Genomic DNA, 19,230 nt, shown 5'->3' with positions numbered 1-19,230 from the left:
TCAATTACTAAACATTAATGCGGTTAAAATAAAATCTAACCCCAAAATAACTAATGATGAATAAACAACTGTATTAGTTGTTGCCCGACTAATTCCTTCTGATGTTGGTACACAATCGTATCCATTAAAAAGTGCAATCCAAGTACTGGCAATAGCAAATGCAAAACTTTTAATAAAACAGTTACCTAAATCATGCCACCAATCAACATTACTTTGGATGGATGACCAAAAGAACCCTGAGTCAATCCCTTTCCAATCTACACCAACTAATACGCCACCTATGATTCCGACCGCAACAAAAATCGCTGTTAAAAATGGCATGCTAAAAAATCCTGCCCAGAACCGTGGAGCTATAATGCGGCGTAAAGGATCAACTGCCATCATTTCCATACTTGATAGCTGCTCGGTAGCTTTCATAAGACCGATTTCAGCTGTTAAGGCAGAGCCTGCACGGCCAGCAAACAGTAATCCAGCAACAACAGGTCCTAGCTCTCGTAACAATGCAAGTGCAACCAACATCCCTAAACTGGCTTCAGCTCCAAATGTTGTTAAAATAAAGTAGCCTTGTAGCGCTAGTACCATGCCGATAAACAGACCTGACACGATAATAATGGATAATGATTGTACACCAACAAAGTAGAATTGTTTGACCAGTAATGGGAATTGTTTTTTAAATTGTGGTTGACCAATCAATGCGCCAAATAGCATCATTCCTGAGCGCCCGATCATGGCGATCACATTAATAAACCATTGCCCCATTTTTGCGAGTAAATTCAACATTATTTTATACCTCTGCTTAGGTCCAATTTGTAATCATTAGCAGGATAATGAAAAGGTACTGGTCCATCTGCAAGTCCTTCCAAGAATTGTTTAACTCGTAAATCATCATTGTCACGTAGTTGCTCTGAAGTACCACCAGCGATAATATGCTGTTCTGCTACAATGTAGGCGTAATCGGCAATACTCAACACTTCGTTCACATCATGACTAACCACAATGCATGTTAATCCTAACGATTGATTAATTTCAGAAATAAGCTTAACAATTACGCCCATTGAAATTGGATCTTGCCCAGCAAAAGGTTCGTCAAACATGATTAAATCAGGATCAAGCGCAATTGCTCTCGCTAATGCCGCTCGTCTAGCCATCCCTCCAGATAATTCTGATGGCATCATATTTGCCGCACCGCGAAGTCCTACGGATTGTAACTTCATCAATACCAAGTTATGTAATACTGGTTCAGGTAATTTAAGATGCTCACGCAGAGGATAAGCGACATTATCAAATACAGATAGGTCAGTAAATAATGCGCCTGATTGGAATAGCATGCTCATGCGCTTGCGTACTTCATATAGTCTTGAGCGAGACATGCTTGGTATGTCTTCACCATCAAATAAAATTTGTCCTGTTTGTGGTTTTAATTGTCCACCAATCAGTCTTAATAGTGTAGTTTTACCAATTCCAGAAGGCCCCATAATAGCGGTTATCTTGCCTTTTTGAACAGTCAAACTCATATTTTTATAAATAGGTCGTGTTCCACGATAGAAAGACATATCGTGTATTTCGACCAAATTTTGCTGTAATGCATCAGTCACAATGATTTCCTACACTACCAGAATTAAAATTTCGCCTATTTTACTTGATATTTATTAATAATGAAATCTATTAAACATATTATCAATGAGTCTGTTTTTACTAATTTAAACCTGTTATAACGAATTTATTCGTGTGTTTTATACTCAAACGTATAGTTAACCTGAAACTTTTTTACATTCATTACTATTTATTAATCTGCAATAAAGTAGTATTTAAACTCAGGTAATAGAACTTAAGTAATAAAGACGTTTAATAAATATAGATAATATAGAGAGTAATTTACTCTATATATTATCGCTTAGTTAAGCTATTCATGCCGTGCCTTGCGAGCTAAGTAGTTACCCGTACTTTGTACAAATTGAATGACAATAACCAAAATAAACACACAGATGTAAGTTACCGTCGTGTCAAAACGTTGATAACCATATGAAATAGCTAAATCGCCAATACCACCTGCACCAATAGCACCCGCCATGGCGGTAGCTCCAATTAAGCCAATTGTGGCGGTTGTAAGCGTTAAAAGTAATGAGCTAAAAGCTTCTGGTAACATAAAATGCCAAATTATTTGGATTGGCGTTGCGCCCATAGCTTCTGCAGCTTCAATAATACCGCTTTTTACATCTAATAACGAGTTTTCCACTAATCGAGCTATGTAAGGAGCAACATAAAAAGTGAGTGGAACAATTGCTGCTGTAGTTCCAATTGAGCTGCCGACAATAAACTTTGTTAAAGGCAAAATTGCGACAAGTAAAATAATGAATGGCAATGAACGCACTAAATTAATGATTGGGTTGATAATGCGATAGATTCGTCTATTTTCAAGTAGACCAGAAGGGCGAGTGGTTACTAAACAGATACCCAATGGAATGCCAATCAGAGAGCCCAATATTAAAGAAAAAACAACCATAATCAAGGTTTCGAAAGATGCTTGTATGAACTGATCAGAGGTGACAGTAGTGGCAAAATTCGTACTTAAATAACTAAGTATATTATTAAATATTTGCATTTAATTAATCTCCCATTGTTTTATTTTGGTAACTTGTACACCACGTTCACGTAGATAGTGCACCGCTTCGTCAATGTTACTATCCTCACCTTTTAATTGAACAAACATACTGCCTAAAACCGTTTTTTCGATTTCTGACATATGGGCAAATAAAATATTCACAATAACTTTTTGTTGTAAAATGAGTGAATTAATGACGGGCTCAGAGGCTGAACGTCCTAAAAACTCCAATTTAAATAATTTGATATTATTTTTGTCTCCTTCTATTTTTAATAGATTTTCAACTACACCACTTGGAATTTGATCGTTTATCACAGAGCTGACAAAATTTTGTGTCGTGTGATGTTTCGGGTGACCAAATACATCAAGCACATTACCATGCTCAATGATGTTACCTTTTTCCATGACGGCAACTTTGTGACAAATTCGTTCAATAACACTCATTTCATGAGTGATTAATACAACGGTTATTTTATATTTTTCATTGATTTGTTTTATTAAGTCTAAAATGGATTGAGTCGTTTGTGGATCAAGCGCTGATGTGGCTTCGTCGCACAGCAGTATATCTGGATTGTTAGCTAAAGCTCGCGCAATACCTATGCGCTGTTTTTGCCCACCCGATAGCTCTTTAGGATAGCTATTAGCTTTATCTCTTAATCCAACAAACTCCAATAGTTCATACACTTTTTGTTTAATCGTTTGTTTATCTTTTTTGATTAGGACTAATGGAATAGCAACATTTTCAAATACGGTTTTTGATTCAAGTAAATTAAAGTGCTGGAAGATCATGCCGATTTTTCGACGAACTTGACGTAACTCTTGACTAGATAGTTGATTGAGTAATTGATTTTGAATTGTGACACTGCCTTGAGTCGGTCTTTCGAGAAAGTTAATTAAACGAACAAGTGTGCTTTTTCCGGCACCACTATAACCGATAATGCCATAAATATCCCCCTTTGCTATGGTTAAATTGATATTATTTAATGCTTGGGTAGTAATGTCATTGCGCTCATATTGTTTTGATACATTTTCAAATTTAATCATAAGTTACCACCTGCTTTTTTATCTTGTGCTAATTGAATTAGTGCTTGCTTGGCAAGTTCAGATAAATAGTTAACGGCAGGCATTATCATATCTCGATTAAGCTGAAATTTAGGATGATGCACAGCGTAAGGACTTTGTGAACCAAGGTTAATAAAAGCGCCGGGAACGTGATGTAAGTAATGAGCAAAATCTTCGCCACCAAGTTGAGGTTTAAAGTCGACGATTTCATAATTTGCATGTTTAGCAACTTGTTTGGCAAATTCAACCCATTTAGCATCATTAATAATGGATGGTGGACCATCAAACCAGCGTAGCTCAGCTTTCGCACCTAAGGCAGAAGCAATATTTTCAGTAATATTTTTTAGCTGCTGTTTAACTTTAGCTCTAATTTCAGGTGTGAGCGTTCTAACCGTTCCCTCCATTTCTACCGTTTCGGGAATTACATTCCAAGTATTTCCTCCTTGAAATTTGGTAATACTAACGATAACCGCATCTAATCCGCTCACACTTCGACTTGATATTGTTTGAACTGCATTAACTATTTGAGCACCAACAACGATAGGATCAACCCCTGTTTCTGGCCTTGCTGCATGCGCACCTACACCTTTAACAGTAATTTCAATACGGTCAACATTAGCAGAAAACGGCCCAGCACATGATGCCATCTGATTTATGGTTAAATTGGGATTATTGTGTTGCCCTAAGATTGCATCAACTCCCTTTAATGCACCAATTTCAATAAAGTGTAATGCACCACTAAAATTTTCTTCAGCAGGCTGAAATAGTAGACGAATTGTTCCTTTTAAATCTTTTTCATGTGCTTTTAGTAAGTATGCTGCTCCCATTAAAATAGCAGTATGTACGTCGTGCCCACAGGCATGCATTACATTTGGATTTTTTGAACGATATTCACACGTGGTTTGTTCTTGGATAGGCAATGCATCAATATCAGCACGTAATGCTAGTACTGGTGAACCGGAGCCTATTTCTGCTATCACACCTGTTTTAGCGCCTAATTCCAAAATGCGTATATTGGCTTGTTGTAAATAAGATTTTAATCGTTTTGTGGTTTCAAATTCCTGATTAGAAAGTTCAGGATTTTGGTGTAACTCGACAAAGAGTCGATGAATAGTATCTGCGATAGTTTGACTCATAATATATCCAACGATTAATAATGATTGATACTATTAACGGTAACATAGGCATATTTATCTCTCTAATAATCGTTTTTTATATCTTATTCCAAAAAGTTATAAGATAGAATTACATGGAATAAATGAACTATTTTTTCTATGTTAGAGTGTATCTAATGTTTCTAGCTTACAAAGGGTAGCTCACATGAAAATATGTTTTATCAAACAAAAATTATTTAAATACCTATCATTAGCATTAATCGTATGTTCTGCATTTTTTATAAATGCTTGTAACGATTCATCCAAGCAAGCTAATAATCAAACCAAAAAAGAGATTAGTATGGGGGTGTCACCTGGTCCCTATAATGATCTTTTTAAAGATGCTGTTATGCCAATATTAGAATCAGAAGGATATAAGGTTAAGTTAGTTAATTTTCCTCATTTACTTGAATCAGATGTGGCTTTAAGTGAAGGTAGTATTGATTTAACGGTCGCTCAGCATACTGCTTATATGGATGTTTTTAATAGTCAGCGCAAAGCTAATTTAAAGCCAGTGGTTCATGTGCCGTCTGTACCGGCAGCCATATTTTCGAATAAATATACCTCATTGCAGCAAGTGTTTGCGGGGGCTAAAGTCGCGATTCCACAAGATGCGTCAAATGCAGCCCGTTCTTATAACTTACTCGAAAAAGCAGGTTGGATAAAATTGAAAGAAAATGCTAATCCAATCATCGTTAGTAAAAATGATATCGCTCAAAATATTGCAGGCATTGATATTGTTGAAATGGATTCAGCTAATATACCTCGTGTCATGAACGAAGTAGATTTTGCGGTGATACCAGGAAGTATCGTTTACTCAGCTAACATTGACTCAAATAAAGCGTTACTTTTAGAAACTATTATTCCTGATTTAGAAATTATGGTTGTTGTGAACGGCGGTAATGAAAACAGTCAGTGGGCTCAAGATATTAAGCGCATTTATCAATCCCAGCAGTTTAAAGATTATATGAAAGAGCATAATCAAAATGGTTATTGGGTAATGCCTCAGGAATAGATCAAAATTCTCATTAGGATAAAGTATATATAGTTGCATACAGCCCATGTAGTCATGGGCTTTTTAATACCTTGTCATCTGTTCATCAATAGTGAGCGCCCAAGCGTCGATTCCCCCCGTGAGATTATATAAATATTCGCTATCAAAGCCATTTTCGGCTAAATAGTTAGCCACATTTAAGCTTCTAACACCGTGGTGGCAGTAAATAACGATATCAATTCCATCTGGAATTTCATCTAAATATAATGGAATAAGATTCATTGGAATATGTGTTGATCCATTAATACTACAAATGGCAACTTCATTAGGTTCACGGACATCAAGTAAGAATAACTTATCAAATGCCTCTATTTTTTGTGCTAGCTCAGCAGGTGTTATTTCTTTTATGGTAATTGTCATTTAAAGTCCGTTATCTTATTTTTTAAAAGGTAGAAATGTCAAAAAGTTTGAGGTTACCTATACGTTTTAGTAAAAATATCGAATAATAAAGTCATATCATCCTACTATAATTATGTAGGATGATATGTTTTATTGATTATGCTGCTAAAGCTTTACTAATTTTTTCATATAAATCTTTAGAGAGATTATCAAGTTTTAGTAATCTTTCAAGCGCTGTTCGCATCAGTTGTTGACGTTTTTCGCCATAACGTTTCAACCGAATCAGTGGATCGATTAATCTAGCGGCAACTTGTGGATTTTTCTGGTTCAACTCAGTCAAGATTTCAACTAAGAAATGATAACCACTTCCATCTTCAGCATGAAAAGCAACAGGGTTATTATTTACAAAAGCTCCAATTAATGCACGAATGCGATTTGGATTACTCATTGAGAATGAACGGTGAGTTAATAATTTCTTCACGGTTGATAGCACATGGGTATCTGGACTTGTTGCATTAAGGGATAACCATTTATCCATTACCAAGCCATCTTGATGCCATTTATTATCAAAATCAGTTAACAATTCATTGTAACAATCAAGTTGCGCTTTAACTGCTGTAGTTAGAGCAGCTAAGCAATCCGTCATGTTATTAGCGTGATAGTATTGCTGACTTACTAATGTGTTGGCATGGGATTTATTATCCGCATAGGCTAATAAAGTTAAACAGCAGTTTTTAAGTGATCGCTTAGAAATATCTTTATGTTCAATATGATAGTCAACGACTTTATTATTAAAATAAACTGCATTTAATTCGTCGTTCAGTTCATTGGCAAAACGACTTAGTAAAAACTGACGAACTTGATAAATGGCTGTTGGATCGATGACCTTAAATAAATTGGCTAATTCGTTTTCAGACGGTAAAGTCAAAATTTGTGCAATTAAAGCTGGATCAGCCGTTTCTGATAATAATACTGCTCTAAAGGCATCTAATACTGATTCTGGCAATGTTAATTCACGATTTTCTTGGAAATTTGCTACATTTAAGCGTACATATTTTGCTAACAACATTTGTGCGGCATCATAACGACTAAAAGCATTAGTCGCATGTTGCATCAAGAAAATAAGATCATCATCTTGATAATCATAAGTTAATTTAACAGGTGCTGAAAAATCCCGTAATAGTGAAATAATTGGTTTTTCATTAACATGGTCAAAAATAAATTGCTGTTTAGACTGAGTTAAATTTAAAACATGGTGAATAGATTTACCTTGATATTGTAGTGTAATCACTTGACCATTATGTTGATATAATTCAATATCTAGCGGAATATGCAGTGCTTGTTTTTTCGCTTGATCTTGAGTTGCAGGAGTATGTTGCTCGACTGTTAAAGTATATTGCTGATTTTTGGAGTCATAACTATCAGTAACAGTTAATTCTGGTGTTCCTGATTGACTATACCATAATTTGAATTGAGTTAAATCGATTCCTGATGCATCTTGCATTGCTGCTACAAAATCATCACATGTTGCTGCACTTCCGTCATGACGTTCAAAATAGAGCTTCATTCCCGCTTGGAATTTTTCTTCGCCTAATAGAGTATGCATCATACGAATCACTTCTGCGCCTTTCTCATACACGGTTACCGTGTAAAAATTATTCATCTCAATAACTTGGTCAGGGCGAATAGGGTGTGACATCGGACTTGCATCTTCGGCAAACTGTACAGTGCGCATTAATTTAACGTCATCAATACGTTTAACGGCTCTTGAACCCATGTCAGAACTGAATTCTTGATCTCGAAACACCGTTAATCCTTCTTTTAAGCTAAGTTGGAACCAATCTCGACAAGTGACCCGATCGCCAGTCCAATTGTGAAAATATTCGTGACCAATTACTCCCTCAATACCCAAATAGTCTGTATCGGTTGCGGTTTCTGGTTTGGCTAATACATATTTGGAGTTAAAGATATTCAGACCTTTATTTTCCATTGCGCCCATATTGAAAAAATCAACCGCAACAATCATGAAGATATCTAAATCGTATTCTAAACCAAAGCGTGTTTCATCCCAGCGCATTGAATTTTTTAAGCTCGTCATAGCCCAATGTGAACGGTCTAAATTACCTTTATCAACATAAATTTCTAAATCAACTTTACGATTAGATTGAGTGGTAAATTGATCTCTCAATATGTCAAAATCACCTGCAACTAATGCAAATAGATAGGCTGGTTTAGGGAAAGGGTCTTGCCATTGAACCCAATGACGACCATTAGCAAGTTCACCTTGTGCAATACGGTTACCATTAGAAAGTAGATAAGGATATTGTTGTTTATTGGCAGTGATTCGAGTTGAAAAGCGAGCAAGAACATCTGGACGATCAAGATAATAGGTGATATGTCTAAATCCTTCTGCTTCGCATTGAGTGCATAGTGCTTCACCTGAAACGTATAATCCTTCCAGCGCTGTATTATCAATTGGCTTAATTTCGTTAACAATGGTAAGGGTGAATTCGCTTGGAACATTCTGAATGATTAGACCTGTTTCAGTGATTTGATAATCTTGCCAAGATTGTTCATTAATGTTGATCGAAATGAGCTTAAGGTCCTCACCATCTAAAATGAGATCGTTTGCTTGCTGGTTTTTTTGCACAACACGGCTACGAGCAGTGACTGTGGTTGTTTCTGGCGCCAAATCAAAATCAAGATCAATGTCTGTAATGGTAAAATCTGGTGTTTTATAATCGAGACGATATTTAGCAATGGGTTGTAATTCAGCTGTTTTGGTATTCATTTTTGTCGTGACCTTTTTAGTTGGTATTCAATCTTTATCCTATTTAGATAGTATTATAGCTGATTAAAAATAATCTTATTACATAATTAGTCTATCTCTTCACTATTATTCTGCTATAATCTGAGGAATTTTCTTTATAGTAGTAATAATAGATACATATGTTACCAGCAATAATTACATCAATTTTAGATACTGATGCATATAAATTGCATATGCAACAAGCCGTTTTTCATCATTACCCAGATGCAACCGTTGTTGCGCAGTTCCGTTGTCGAAGTGATGATTTATTAGGACATTATGCTGATGAAATAATGTATCAAGTTAAATTAATGGAATCGTTATCGCTTACAGATGATGAATTTAACTATTTATCTGGTATTCCATTTTTTAAATCCGACTATTTAAATTGGCTTAAAGATTGGCGCTTCAATAGTGATTTACTCACCATTAAAAACGAAGATGGTGTACTTGAAATTTCGATTGAAGGTAAATGGTTAGATGTTATCTTATGGGAAGTCCCTTTGCTTGCGGTAATCAGTGAAATTGTACATAAGGATCGTTCACCACAAATCGGTGTGCCAGAAGCAATCGCTAGACTAAAAGATAAATTGGCTCTATTTAATGAAAAAACGGCTAATATGGATATGTCTGGTTTTAATTTAATGGATTTTGGTACGCGTCGGCGTTATTCGTTTGCGGTACAAGAAGCCGTTGTCAGCTATTTGAAAGATAATTTTCAAGATTTTAATAGCACTAGCAACTATTTACTTGCCTATCGTTTAGGGTTAAATCCCGTTGGCACTCAAGCTCATGAATGGTTCCAAGCGCATCAACGATTAAGTCCAATTTTGAAAGATTGTCAAAAAGATGCGCTTCGAGTTTGGTTAGACGAGTACCCTCATGATTTAGATATTGCTTTAACTGATTGTATTACCATGGATGCTTTTTTGCGTGATTTCGAACATCATTTTGCTTCTTGTTATCAAGGACTTCGCCATGATTCAGGTGATTCTATTGAATGGGGTGAAAAAGCTATAGCGCATTATCAGCAGTTAGGAATAGATCCTAAAACTAAATTACTCGTTTTTTCTGATAGTTTAAATTTTGATAAGGCTATTAAAATTTATAACCATTTTAATCATCGAGTAAAACTGTCATTCGGTATTGGTGGCTTTTTGGCGTGTGATATTCCTTCAACCGAAGCGAATACCAAAGCTTTGAATATTGTGATTAAATTAACGCAATGCAATAATCAATCAGTGGCTAAATTATCTGATAGTCCAGGTAAAACAATATCTCAAGATTTAGATTTTATTGATGAGTTAAAACGAACTTTCAATGTTAAATATTAATAATAAATTATTATTAATCTTATAAAAGTAAATCCGTATAAAAATTTTTTAATTGGGTATTGATTCCATTTTATTATGGGAAATCGTTAAAATATATCAGTATTACTTAAAATTTATTTAAACAAATTAATGTAGAGATGGATAATTAAAATGAATTCAGTTGCTCCTATTGTTGATGTGTTACAAGGCAAAATCGCCGTTGGTAGCACCATTTCCGTTCAAGGTTGGGTGAGAACTCGCCGTGATTCTAAAGCAGGTATTTCATTTCTAGCAGTTTATGATGGCTCTTGCTTTTCGCCAATTCAAGCTGTTATCGAAAATAATTTACCTAATTATGAACAAGATATTTTGCGCTTAACTGCGGGTTGTTCGGTTAAAATCACAGGTAAAGTTGTGGAATCACCAGGACAGGGGCAAAAATATGAATTACAAGCAACACAGGTTGATGTGTATGGCTTTGTGGATGATCCTGAAACTTATCCTATGGCGGCGAAACGTCACTCAATAGAATATCTGCGTGAAGTTGCCCACTTACGTGCAAGAACCAATATTGTCGGTGCAATTACGCGTGTTCGTCATACGCTTGCTCAAGCTATTCATCAATTTTTTGATGAACGTGGCTTTTTTTGGCTTTCTACGCCAATTATTACCGCATCGGATACCGAAGGTGCAGGCGAGATGTTTCGTGTTTCAACGCTTGATATGTTGAATCTTCCAAAAAACGATAATGATAAAATTGATTACGATAAAGACTTTTTTGGTAAAGAAGCGTTTTTAACAGTATCTGGCCAATTAAATGCTGAAACTTATGCATGTGCGCTTTCAAAAGTCTATACTTTTGGTCCAACGTTTAGAGCTGAGAACTCAAATACTACGCGTCATTTAGCCGAATTCTGGATGATGGAACCTGAAGTTGCGTTTGCTGATCTTGATGACAACGCCAAGCTAGCTGAAGATATGCTGAAATATGTATTTAAGACAGTACTTGAAAAACGTGCTGATGATATGCAATTTTTTGCTCAGCATATTGATAAAGATGCGATTACTCGGCTAGAAAATTTTATAAGTGCCGATTTTGCACAAGTTGATTACACCGATGCAATTACTATTTTACAAAATTGTGATGCCAAATTTGAAAATCCAGTGAGTTGGGGTATTGATTTAGCTTCAGAACATGAACGTTATTTAGCTGAGCAACATTTTAAAGCACCAGTTGTTGTTAAAAACTATCCTAAAGATATCAAAGCATTTTATATGCGTATGAATGACGATGGTAAAACTGTGGCAGCAATGGATGTGTTAGCGCCAGGCATTGGCGAAATTATTGGCGGTTCACAACGTGAAGAACGCTTAGATATGCTAGATAAACGAATGGACGAAATGGGTCTTAAAAAAGAAGATTACTGGTGGTATCGTGATTTACGTCGTTATGGCACAGTCCCTCACTCTGGTTTTGGTCTGGGATTTGAACGCTTAATTGTTTATGTCACGGGTGTGCAAAATGTCCGAGATGTTATTCCATTCCCAAGAACTCCGCGTAACGCAAATTTCTAAACTGATTGCATTTTTATTCATCTAAACCGATATTAAGTTGGTTTAGATGAAAAAAGCATAATAGAAATTCAAAAAAAGTACAAAAAGTATCCAAACAAACCCTTTTTTAGCGTTAGACATCCTGTTTAACGAAAAGTTCACTTGATTTTAAGTAAAATTTATACATAATTTACACTACTGTGAAAATTAGATAAAAATAATAGATAAAGATATTATTTTTGGATGAATAATCATTGTAGTTGAAATTGACTCAAATCCTATGGACTGTGTCAGTATTAAAATAACCATGAGGGTAAAAAATGAAACGTAATCTATTAGCAATCGCTATTCCTGCACTTTTAGTTGCAGCTGGTGCAAACGCTTCTATCGAAGTATGGAACAAAGACGGCAACAAAGTTGACTTTTATGGTCGAGTAAAAGCAGCTAATAACATCACTGACCGCGGTCAAAAAGATGAAGGTGATGATACTTCAGCTCGTCTAGGCATGTCTGGCCAAACTCAAATTACTGATAGCCTAGTAGGCTACGGTCGTTGGGAATATGAAGCGAAAGCAGGTAAAAATTCTGACAATGAAGTTCGTTATGCATTTGCAGGTTTAAACTTTGGTGACTTAGGTTCATTCGATTATGGTCGTAACGATGGTGTGTTAAAAGCAATCACTGCTTATACTGATGTATTGCCGCAATTTGGTGGTGACGCAGCAAACAATAATTGGAATGTACTTTCTTCACGTACTAAAGCTGTAGCGACTTATCGTAACAACAACTTCTTTGGTTTGTCTGATGACATCAGTTTTGCTTTACAATATGCTGATAATGGTGATAATTCTACTACTGTAGACGGTATCAAAGGAAATTCAAGAGAAGCCTACGGTGCAAACGTACAATGGCGTATTTTTGATACAGGTTTAACTGCTGGCGCAGGCTATGCTCAATCAACTGTGAGCGATACCCGCCATAATACTTGGGCAGCTGGTCTTAAATATGAAAACTATGACTTATATTTAGGTGCTAACTACTTCCAAAGTAAAGTAAAAAGAGCCACTACTGTTGTATGGAATAATGGTGTTGAAAGAGATCGTGATCTTAAACTCAGAGGCTTTGAATTAGTTGCTCAATATGGTATTGATTTAGAAGTGGGTCGTTTAACTCCATCTTTAGCTTATGTTCAACATAAACTTAAAGCAGATTCTATGCACTTCTCTGATGCTGATTACCATTATTATGCGGCAGGATATAATTCTCCTGTAGCTAAGTATGTGTCTTTAGGTGCAACTTACGATTTAAATAAAAACTTTAGTACAATTGTTGAATATAAATTCAACTTGTTAGATCATAAAGATATCGGTGCTGATTGGAATACTGAAACTCCACGTGGTAAACACGGGAACAAACCAGGTACAAAAGATGTGTTAGGCGTTGGTTTAATTTACCAATTCTAATCTCTTAACCTCTTATAAAAAGGCACTTAGGTGCCTTTTTTAATACCTAAAAAAACCTCTTTTTGAGCAAAAAAACATTTAATGTTTAAAAAATTTAATATTAAATATTAAAATAATCGCAAAACCTCAGATTTAATCTAAAGAACATTGTTAAATAGATAGTGTATACGATTAAAATCTATTTTATAAAAATTAAAATAGATATCACTGTAATAATATAATTGCTATTTTTAGTAGTTAATTATTAAATCCAGAGCAAAGTAATTTGCTTCTTTAATAATAAAATATACCTACGAGGGTAACAAAATGAAACGTAATCTATTAGCAATCGCAATTCCTGCGCTTTTAATTGCAGGTACAGCTAACGCTTCTATTGAAGTATGGAACAAAGATGGTAATAAAGTTGACTTCTATGGTCGAGTTTATGCTTTAAACTATATTACTGATCGCGACAATCAAACTGGCGAAGGTGACAAAACTACCGCTCGTTTAGGCATGTCAGGACAAACTCAAGTTACTGATAGTTTAACCGGTTATGGTCGTTGGGAATATGAAGCAAAAACTGGAAAAAATGCTGATAACGAAACTCGTTATGCATTTGCAGGTTTAAACTTTGGTGATTTCGGTTCATTCGATTATGGTCGTAATGATGGTGTGTTAAAAACCTTAACTTCATATACCGATGTTTTACCTGAATTTGGTGGCGATGCATCAGATAATGATCTTTATGCTTTAACTGCACGTACTAAAGCTGTAGCAACTTACCGTAACTCAGATTTCTTCGGTCTAGTTAATGGTTTACGCTTTGCTGTTCAATACGCTGACAATGGTGATAATAGTTCAACTAGTCATTTCAATGAACATGCTCGAAATGGTCACAACAGTGCCGAAGCATGGGGTTCTGTAGTAGATTGGGATGTGCTTGACACAGGTCTATCTGTTGGTGCTGGTTATGCACAAACAGGCGGTCATAGAGATGCTAAATCATGGTCAGCAGGTGTTAAATACGACAACAATAATGTTTATTTAGCAGCGCTATATATTGAAGGCAAACAAAAATATGGTTGGGACAATGCTACAACAGAGCGTCGTGCGGATGATTTAAAAACTAAAGGTTTTGAATTCGTAGCACAATATGGTATCGACTTTGAAGTTGGTCGTTTAACTCCATCTTTAGCTTATATCCAACATAAAGTTAAAGATGCATCTAGCTTAACAAGTGATGCAGGCCTTAAAGGTAATGACCTAGCTAAATATGTTGATGTTGGTCTAACTTATGATTTCAACAAAAACCTACAAGCTATCATTGATTACAAAATCAACTTGTTAGATAAAGATGATATTGGTGCACGTCGTGCTCTTTACGAAGACGGTGCATTTACTAAATCACAAATTAAAGCTACAACGAAAGATACCGTTGCACTTGGTTTAATCTATCAATTCTAATTGGTTGTAACTTGTTAAATTCTAAAAAGGCACTTCGGTGCCTTTTTTATTATCGATTGATCAATAAATATCCCTTGCACTTTAATTCATACTCTGTTAAAAAATTAAAAAAATTATAAAGAATTAGGACAACAAAAATGCGTTATACCACTCGTAAATTACCAGCAAAAAAAAATATTGCATTAGTTGCGCATGATCACTTGAAAGAATTACTATTAAATTGGTGTCAAAAAAACCGAGAAGAACTTGCACATCATAATTTATGTGGAACAGGAACAACGGGCACCTTAATTAAAAAAGAAACAGGATTAAATATTACCCCAATGCTTAGTGGTCCGATGGGTGGTGATCAGCAAATAGGTGCACTAATTGCGGAAGGTAAAATTGATATTCTTATCTTTTTTTGGGATCCACTTAACGCCGTTCCTCACGATCCAGATGTTAAAGCGTTATTACGGTTATCAACAGTTTGGAATATCCCAGTTGCAACCAACCAAGCTACTGCCAATGCATTAATTCAATCGGCCATTTTTAAACAAGAAGTTGATATCGAAATTCCTGATTATCAAGGTTATTTAGCCGAAAGAGTTAATTAAATGCCAATACCATCCCAAATTCGCAAAACTGGCAGACAAATACTGTTGTTGGATAATTTGTTTATTGTCTTAGGATTTTACGTCGTTTTTCCTCTGGTTTCGACTCATTTTGTAAGTCAAGTCGGATGGAGTGCTCTATTTGTCGGTTTTGCTTTAGGTTTTCGACAATTTGTGCAACAAGGTTTTGGAATTATTGGTGGCGCGATTGCTGATCGTTTTGGTGCAAAACCAATGATTGTTACTGGAATGTTTTTGCGTTGCGTCGGATTTATTTCGATGGCGGTTGCTAGCGAACCTTGGCTATTGTTACTTTCTTGTTTGCTTTCAGCATTAGGAGGATTACTCTTTGATCCTCCTCGTATGGGATTGACTATTAAATTCACTCGTCCACATGAGCGTGGCAAATTTATTTCGCTATTAATGATACAAGATAATGCAGGAGCAGTTATTGGTGCGCTTATTGGTGGGATTTTAATTGATTATGACTTCCATTTAGTCTGTTGGTGTGGGGCTTTTATTTTCTTCTTGTGTGGTATTTTTAATATTTTCTTTTTGCCAGCTTACCACATAGCCATAGGTAAAGCGCCAATCATCAAAGGTATGAAAATGGTTGTTAAAGATAAAAAATTTACCCGTTATGTGCTTACTTTAACCGGTTATTATGTGTTATGGGTACAGATAATGTTAATGTTACCGCTCACTATAACCCAAGTATCAGGTAGCCCTAGTTATGTAAAATGGATGTATGCAATTCAAGCTGGTATTTCACTGGTATTACTTTATCCACTTGCGCGCTTAAGTGAAAAATATTTTAGATTGGATCAACGTCTTAAATTCGGTCTGTTCTTGATGTCATTTGCTTTTATCATTATTGGTTTTACGACACATTTATCTATGCTTTTAACACTAATTGCACTCTTTTATTTAGGGGCAATTGTTGCTGAACCTGCCAGAGAAACTTTATCAACGGTTTTAACAAATCCTAAAGCTAAAGGCAGTTACATGGGGTTTAGTCGGTTAGGGCTGGCTCTAGGCGGATTTATTGGTTATACCGGTGCGGGATGGCTTTATGATATTGCTATGGAGATTGGTTTTCCACACTTACCTTGGATTATATTAACCTTTATTGGCTTATTAACATTAGCGTATTTACAGTACTTATTCAAAGACGAACCGCCAATGGTTCGCGTTAAGATGAAAAAGATTGGTTGATTTCACCATTTTTAAACAAGATTGCTTCATTTGCATTAAGTTTATTCCAAGTCTCATTTGATGTTAAAGGTAAAGTCGAAATAATGGTTACTATATCATTAGGTGTTGTATGTTTTTGAAAATCAATTTCTACATCTTCATCAAGTAGTTTTGCTTTGCCAAAGGGAGCTCTACGGGTTATCCAATGTAGATTGGTGGTGCAGTAAGCAAAGACAAATTGTCCATCAGAAAGTAACATATTAAATATTCCCAGCTTACTGAGATTATCAGCACAAAGCTTTATAAAGCGAAACAAGGCTAAATCATCAGTAGGTTGCTGGGGATACGTTTGGTGCAATTGGTTAATTAAGTAACAAAAAGCATATTCGCTGTCTGTTTCACCGACGGGTTGAAAAAGACCTGTTTCAAGATTTTGGTAATCAGTTAATTGACCATTGTGGGCAAAAGTCCAATTTTTTCCCCACAACTGACGCGTAAATGGATGGGTATTTTCAAGTGCGACTCCGCCACGATTTGCTTGTCGAATATGTGCAACTACAGCCTTAGACTTGATAGGATACTCTTGAACCACTTTGGCGATTGCGGAGTAACTACAAGGCTCAGGATCTTTGAATGTTCGGCAACCTTTTCCTTCATAGAACGTGATTCCCCAGCCATCTTTATGGGGACCTTTATCCCCACCTCGTTTAATTAAACTGGTAAAACTAAAACAGATATCCGTTGGGACGTTAGCGCTCATACCCAATAGTTCACACATTTTATTTGGTCATCTCTTTTTCAATAAGTAAAATTAGGATATGGATAACTTTGATATGGATTTCTTGTACGCGATCAGCATAGCCAAAATGTGGAACACGGATATCCACATCTGCAAGTCCATTCATCTTACCGCCATCTTTGCCCGTTAGTGTAATGATCTTCATGCCTTTTTGTTTAGCCGCTTCAATGGCTTTAATGACATTGGTTGAATTGCCTGATGTTGAAATACCGAGTAATACATCGCCTTTGTTACCCACACCTTCAACATAGCGTGAAAAAATGTAATCAAATCCATAATCATTACCTACACATGAAATATGGCTTACATCCGATATTGCAATTGCTGGATAGGAAGGACGATTATCACGAAAACGACCCGTTAACTCTTCAGCAAAATGCATGGCATCACAATGAGAACCGCCATTACCACACGACAATACTTTACCGCCTTGCTTAAATGAATCGGCAATTAATACCGCTGCTTGTTGGATAGCTTTAAGATTTTTTTCATCCGAAACAAAGTTTGTTAGTACATCAATTGCTTGGGTTAATTCGTTTCGAATATTGTCAATATACATCAGTCCTACCTCGTAATTAAAAAAAACTTTATCACCATTGTAGTTTTTTCCTAACTGCTTGCAAGCGATAATAAAAATTAAATTACAAATTTTGTAAAAAAGTTTCAGGTGAGGCATATGTTTAAGTAAAAAAAAGAAGAGGAATTAAGCAAATTAGCTTCTTAATTGCATAAATTTTTTATGTTAACGAATGAAAAAAAATTATTGTGCATTAATAGACAAAATATTTGTATTTCTTTTACCAATAAATTGTTAGATAAAGCTTGTTCGAAGCGTTATTTGCCAATAGGATAAGCTGTTAATTTGTGATACAATTTTACAAGAAAATTTTCACAAATAAAGATAGTGAAATTGCATTTAAAATCAATAAATAAGGAATTAACATGCAAACTGTTACAGGTCAAGTTGCTGCACCCAATGCTAAAGTTGCCATTATTGTGGCTCGATTTAATCAATTTATTAACGAAAGTTTGGTCAACGGTGCTGTCGATGCGTTGACTCGTATTGGTCAAGTCGACGAAAAAAACATTACCATAATTTGGGTGCCAGGTGCTTACGAAATTCCCTTAACTGCTAAAGTTGCTGCGCAATCAAAAAAATATGATGCAATTGTGGCGTTAGGTACGGTTATTCGTGGTAGCACAGCGCATTTTGACTTTGTTGCAGGTGAATCAAGTTCTGGATTATTAAATGCAAGTTTGGATCATACCATTCCGGTAGGATTTGGTATTTTAACAACCGAATCTATTGAACAAGCTATTGAACGTGCAGGTACAAAAGCTGGCAATAAAGGTGCCGAAGCAGCGTTAACTGCATTAGAAATGCTAAATATTATCAAAGCAATTAAGGAGTAATTTAGTGGCATTAGTTAATCCTCGTCGTCGGGCAAGAGAGTGTGCAGTACAGGCCATTTACTCTTGGCAAGTGTCTAGAAACGATCTTGCTGATGTTGAGACCAGTTTTATTGCAGAACAAGATATGAAAGGTGTTGATACTAAGTATTTTCGAGAACTATTACATGGTGTTGCTAAAAACACTGCGGAATTAGACGAAAAAATGGCTCCTTATCTCACTGAACGTAAAGTCGAAGAGCTAGGTCAAGTAGAACTTGCCATATTACGCATTGCACTTTTTGAATTAATGAAGCGTCAAGATGTACCTTATAAAGTAGTGATAAACGAAGCGATAGACCTGACTAAAACATTCGGTGCTGCTGATAGCCATAAATTTGTTAATGGCGTATTAGATAAGATAGCCCCAACCATCCGAACGCGATAACCGATTAATTG

General features: G+C 35.7%; 18 protein-coding genes. 9 read left to right on the top strand and 9 right to left on the bottom strand.

Going from position 1 to position 19,230, the window contains the following annotated elements; translation table 11 throughout:
• The 5 genes from mlaE to AC5LW9_RS12030 all read right to left on the bottom strand — a co-directional run bounded on the left by mlaE (position 1) and on the right by AC5LW9_RS12030 (position 4,800).
• Positions 1 to 780, bottom strand: coding sequence for a lipid asymmetry maintenance ABC transporter permease subunit MlaE (mlaE, locus tag AC5LW9_RS12050; RefSeq protein ID WP_141677584.1), 780 nt, complete (start codon positions 778 to 780; stop codon positions 1 to 3).
• On the bottom strand, positions 780 to 1,595 hold the full coding sequence (gene mlaF, locus AC5LW9_RS12045; RefSeq protein WP_216354667.1) for a phospholipid ABC transporter ATP-binding protein MlaF: 816 nt from the start codon (positions 1,593 to 1,595) through the stop codon (positions 780 to 782). Before mlaF ends, mlaE begins: the two co-directional genes overlap by 1 nt.
• Before the next feature lie 308 nt (positions 1,596 to 1,903).
• Positions 1,904 to 2,602 carry a methionine ABC transporter permease gene (locus AC5LW9_RS12040; protein ID WP_198226874.1) on the bottom strand — a complete coding sequence of 233 codons (699 nt, stop codon included), beginning with the start codon at positions 2,600 to 2,602 and terminating at the stop codon, positions 1,904 to 1,906.
• The gene (locus AC5LW9_RS12035) at positions 2,603 to 3,646 is read right to left on the bottom strand and encodes a methionine ABC transporter ATP-binding protein (RefSeq protein ID WP_198226876.1); all 1,044 of its coding nucleotides are present in this window, start codon (positions 3,644 to 3,646) and stop codon (positions 2,603 to 2,605) included.
• Complete coding sequence (locus AC5LW9_RS12030) at positions 3,643 to 4,800, bottom strand: amidohydrolase (protein ID WP_198226878.1); 1,158 nt, start codon at positions 4,798 to 4,800, stop codon at positions 3,643 to 3,645. Before AC5LW9_RS12030 ends, AC5LW9_RS12035 begins: the two co-directional genes overlap by 4 nt.
• 184 nt (positions 4,801 to 4,984) lie before the next feature.
• Here AC5LW9_RS12030 and AC5LW9_RS12025 point away from each other — a divergent pair, with 184 nt between their 5' ends.
• On the top strand, positions 4,985 to 5,833 hold the full coding sequence (locus AC5LW9_RS12025) for a MetQ/NlpA family ABC transporter substrate-binding protein (RefSeq protein WP_198226880.1): 849 nt from the start codon (positions 4,985 to 4,987) through the stop codon (positions 5,831 to 5,833).
• Positions 5,834 to 5,896: 63 nt separating this feature from the next.
• On the opposite strand, the gene AC5LW9_RS12020 is transcribed toward AC5LW9_RS12025, so the two are convergent.
• Positions 5,897 to 6,226, bottom strand: coding sequence for a rhodanese-like domain-containing protein (locus AC5LW9_RS12020; RefSeq protein ID WP_370528570.1), 330 nt, complete (start codon positions 6,224 to 6,226; stop codon positions 5,897 to 5,899).
• Between the two features lie 142 nt (positions 6,227 to 6,368).
• Positions 6,369 to 9,002: an aminopeptidase N gene (pepN, locus tag AC5LW9_RS12015; protein WP_493455976.1), complete on the bottom strand. Its 2,634-nt coding sequence runs from the start codon at positions 9,000 to 9,002 to the stop codon at positions 6,369 to 6,371.
• 158 nt (positions 9,003 to 9,160) lie between these two features.
• Here pepN and pncB point away from each other — a divergent pair, with 158 nt between their 5' ends.
• The 6 genes from pncB to mdtH all read left to right on the top strand — a co-directional run bounded on the left by pncB (position 9,161) and on the right by mdtH (position 16,604).
• On the top strand, positions 9,161 to 10,354 hold the full coding sequence (gene pncB, locus AC5LW9_RS12010) for a nicotinate phosphoribosyltransferase (protein WP_493455975.1): 1,194 nt from the start codon (positions 9,161 to 9,163) through the stop codon (positions 10,352 to 10,354).
• A 150-nt stretch (positions 10,355 to 10,504) separates the two neighbouring features.
• On the top strand, positions 10,505 to 11,908 hold the full coding sequence (gene asnS / locus AC5LW9_RS12005; RefSeq protein ID WP_493455974.1) for an asparagine--tRNA ligase: 1,404 nt from the start codon (positions 10,505 to 10,507) through the stop codon (positions 11,906 to 11,908).
• Positions 11,909 to 12,207: 299 nt separating this feature from the next.
• A complete protein-coding gene (locus tag AC5LW9_RS12000; protein WP_198226888.1) occupies positions 12,208 to 13,350 on the top strand; it encodes a porin in 1,143 nt (380 codons plus the stop codon).
• A 306-nt stretch (positions 13,351 to 13,656) separates the two neighbouring features.
• Positions 13,657 to 14,796, top strand: a complete 1,140-nt coding sequence (locus tag AC5LW9_RS11995; protein WP_065738602.1) for a porin — start codon at positions 13,657 to 13,659, stop codon at positions 14,794 to 14,796.
• 137 nt (positions 14,797 to 14,933) lie between these two features.
• Positions 14,934 to 15,392: a methylglyoxal synthase gene (locus AC5LW9_RS11990; RefSeq protein ID WP_493455973.1), complete on the top strand. Its 459-nt coding sequence runs from the start codon at positions 14,934 to 14,936 to the stop codon at positions 15,390 to 15,392.
• A complete protein-coding gene (gene mdtH / locus AC5LW9_RS11985) occupies positions 15,393 to 16,604 on the top strand; it encodes a multidrug efflux MFS transporter MdtH (protein WP_493455972.1) in 1,212 nt (403 codons plus the stop codon). It begins immediately after the preceding gene.
• Here mdtH and AC5LW9_RS11980 read toward each other — a convergent pair.
• Positions 16,582 to 17,361, bottom strand: coding sequence for a class II glutamine amidotransferase (locus AC5LW9_RS11980; RefSeq protein WP_493455971.1), 780 nt, complete (start codon positions 17,359 to 17,361; stop codon positions 16,582 to 16,584). The two genes, mdtH and AC5LW9_RS11980, sit on opposite strands and share 23 nt — an antisense overlap.
• A gap of 1 nt (position 17,362) precedes the next feature.
• The gene (gene lpcA / locus AC5LW9_RS11975; protein WP_086326964.1) at positions 17,363 to 17,941 is read right to left on the bottom strand and encodes a D-sedoheptulose 7-phosphate isomerase; all 579 of its coding nucleotides are present in this window, start codon (positions 17,939 to 17,941) and stop codon (positions 17,363 to 17,365) included.
• Between the two features lie 383 nt (positions 17,942 to 18,324).
• Here lpcA and ribH point away from each other — a divergent pair, with 383 nt between their 5' ends.
• Together ribH and nusB are read left to right on the top strand one after the other, a co-directional pair.
• Entirely contained in the window at positions 18,325 to 18,795 is a 471-nt protein-coding gene (gene ribH, locus AC5LW9_RS11970) for a 6,7-dimethyl-8-ribityllumazine synthase (RefSeq protein WP_065738607.1), read from the top strand.
• Between the two features lie 4 nt (positions 18,796 to 18,799).
• Positions 18,800 to 19,219: a transcription antitermination factor NusB gene (gene nusB, locus AC5LW9_RS11965; protein ID WP_086326084.1), complete on the top strand. Its 420-nt coding sequence runs from the start codon at positions 18,800 to 18,802 to the stop codon at positions 19,217 to 19,219.
• The last annotated feature ends 11 nt before the right edge of the window (positions 19,220 to 19,230 follow it).

The sequence above is a fragment of the Gilliamella sp. LMG 34360 genome (assembly GCF_984568995.1).
Note: the sequence above shows the minus strand (reverse complement) of the source record. Positions and strands in the feature narration are given on the sequence as shown.

Bases quoted from the DNA above. Each gene is read 5' to 3' on its own strand.
- asnS (WP_493455974.1), top strand. From the start codon at position 10,505: ATGAATTCAGTTGCTCCTATTGTTGATGTGTTACAAGGCAAAATCGCC.
- AC5LW9_RS11995 (WP_065738602.1), top strand. From the start codon at position 13,657: ATGAAACGTAATCTATTAGCAATCGCAATTCCTGCGCTTTTAATTGCA.
- pncB (WP_493455975.1), top strand. From the start codon at position 9,161: ATGTTACCAGCAATAATTACATCAATTTTAGATACTGATGCATATAAA.
- AC5LW9_RS11980 (WP_493455971.1), bottom strand. From the start codon at position 17,361: ATGTGTGAACTATTGGGTATGAGCGCTAACGTCCCAACGGATATCTGT.
- pepN (WP_493455976.1), bottom strand. From the start codon at position 9,002: ATGAATACCAAAACAGCTGAATTACAACCCATTGCTAAATATCGTCTC.
- AC5LW9_RS12035 (WP_198226876.1), bottom strand. From the start codon at position 3,646: ATGATTAAATTTGAAAATGTATCAAAACAATATGAGCGCAATGACATT.
- mdtH (WP_493455972.1), top strand. From the start codon at position 15,393: ATGCCAATACCATCCCAAATTCGCAAAACTGGCAGACAAATACTGTTG.
- ribH (WP_065738607.1), top strand. From the start codon at position 18,325: ATGCAAACTGTTACAGGTCAAGTTGCTGCACCCAATGCTAAAGTTGCC.
- mlaE (WP_141677584.1), bottom strand. From the start codon at position 780: ATGTTGAATTTACTCGCAAAAATGGGGCAATGGTTTATTAATGTGATC.
- AC5LW9_RS12040 (WP_198226874.1), bottom strand. From the start codon at position 2,602: ATGCAAATATTTAATAATATACTTAGTTATTTAAGTACGAATTTTGCC.
- AC5LW9_RS12025 (WP_198226880.1), top strand. From the start codon at position 4,985: ATGAAAATATGTTTTATCAAACAAAAATTATTTAAATACCTATCATTA.
- AC5LW9_RS12000 (WP_198226888.1), top strand. From the start codon at position 12,208: ATGAAACGTAATCTATTAGCAATCGCTATTCCTGCACTTTTAGTTGCA.
- lpcA (WP_086326964.1), bottom strand. From the start codon at position 17,941: ATGTATATTGACAATATTCGAAACGAATTAACCCAAGCAATTGATGTA.
- AC5LW9_RS11990 (WP_493455973.1), top strand. From the start codon at position 14,934: ATGCGTTATACCACTCGTAAATTACCAGCAAAAAAAAATATTGCATTA.
- AC5LW9_RS12030 (WP_198226878.1), bottom strand. From the start codon at position 4,800: ATGAGTCAAACTATCGCAGATACTATTCATCGACTCTTTGTCGAGTTA.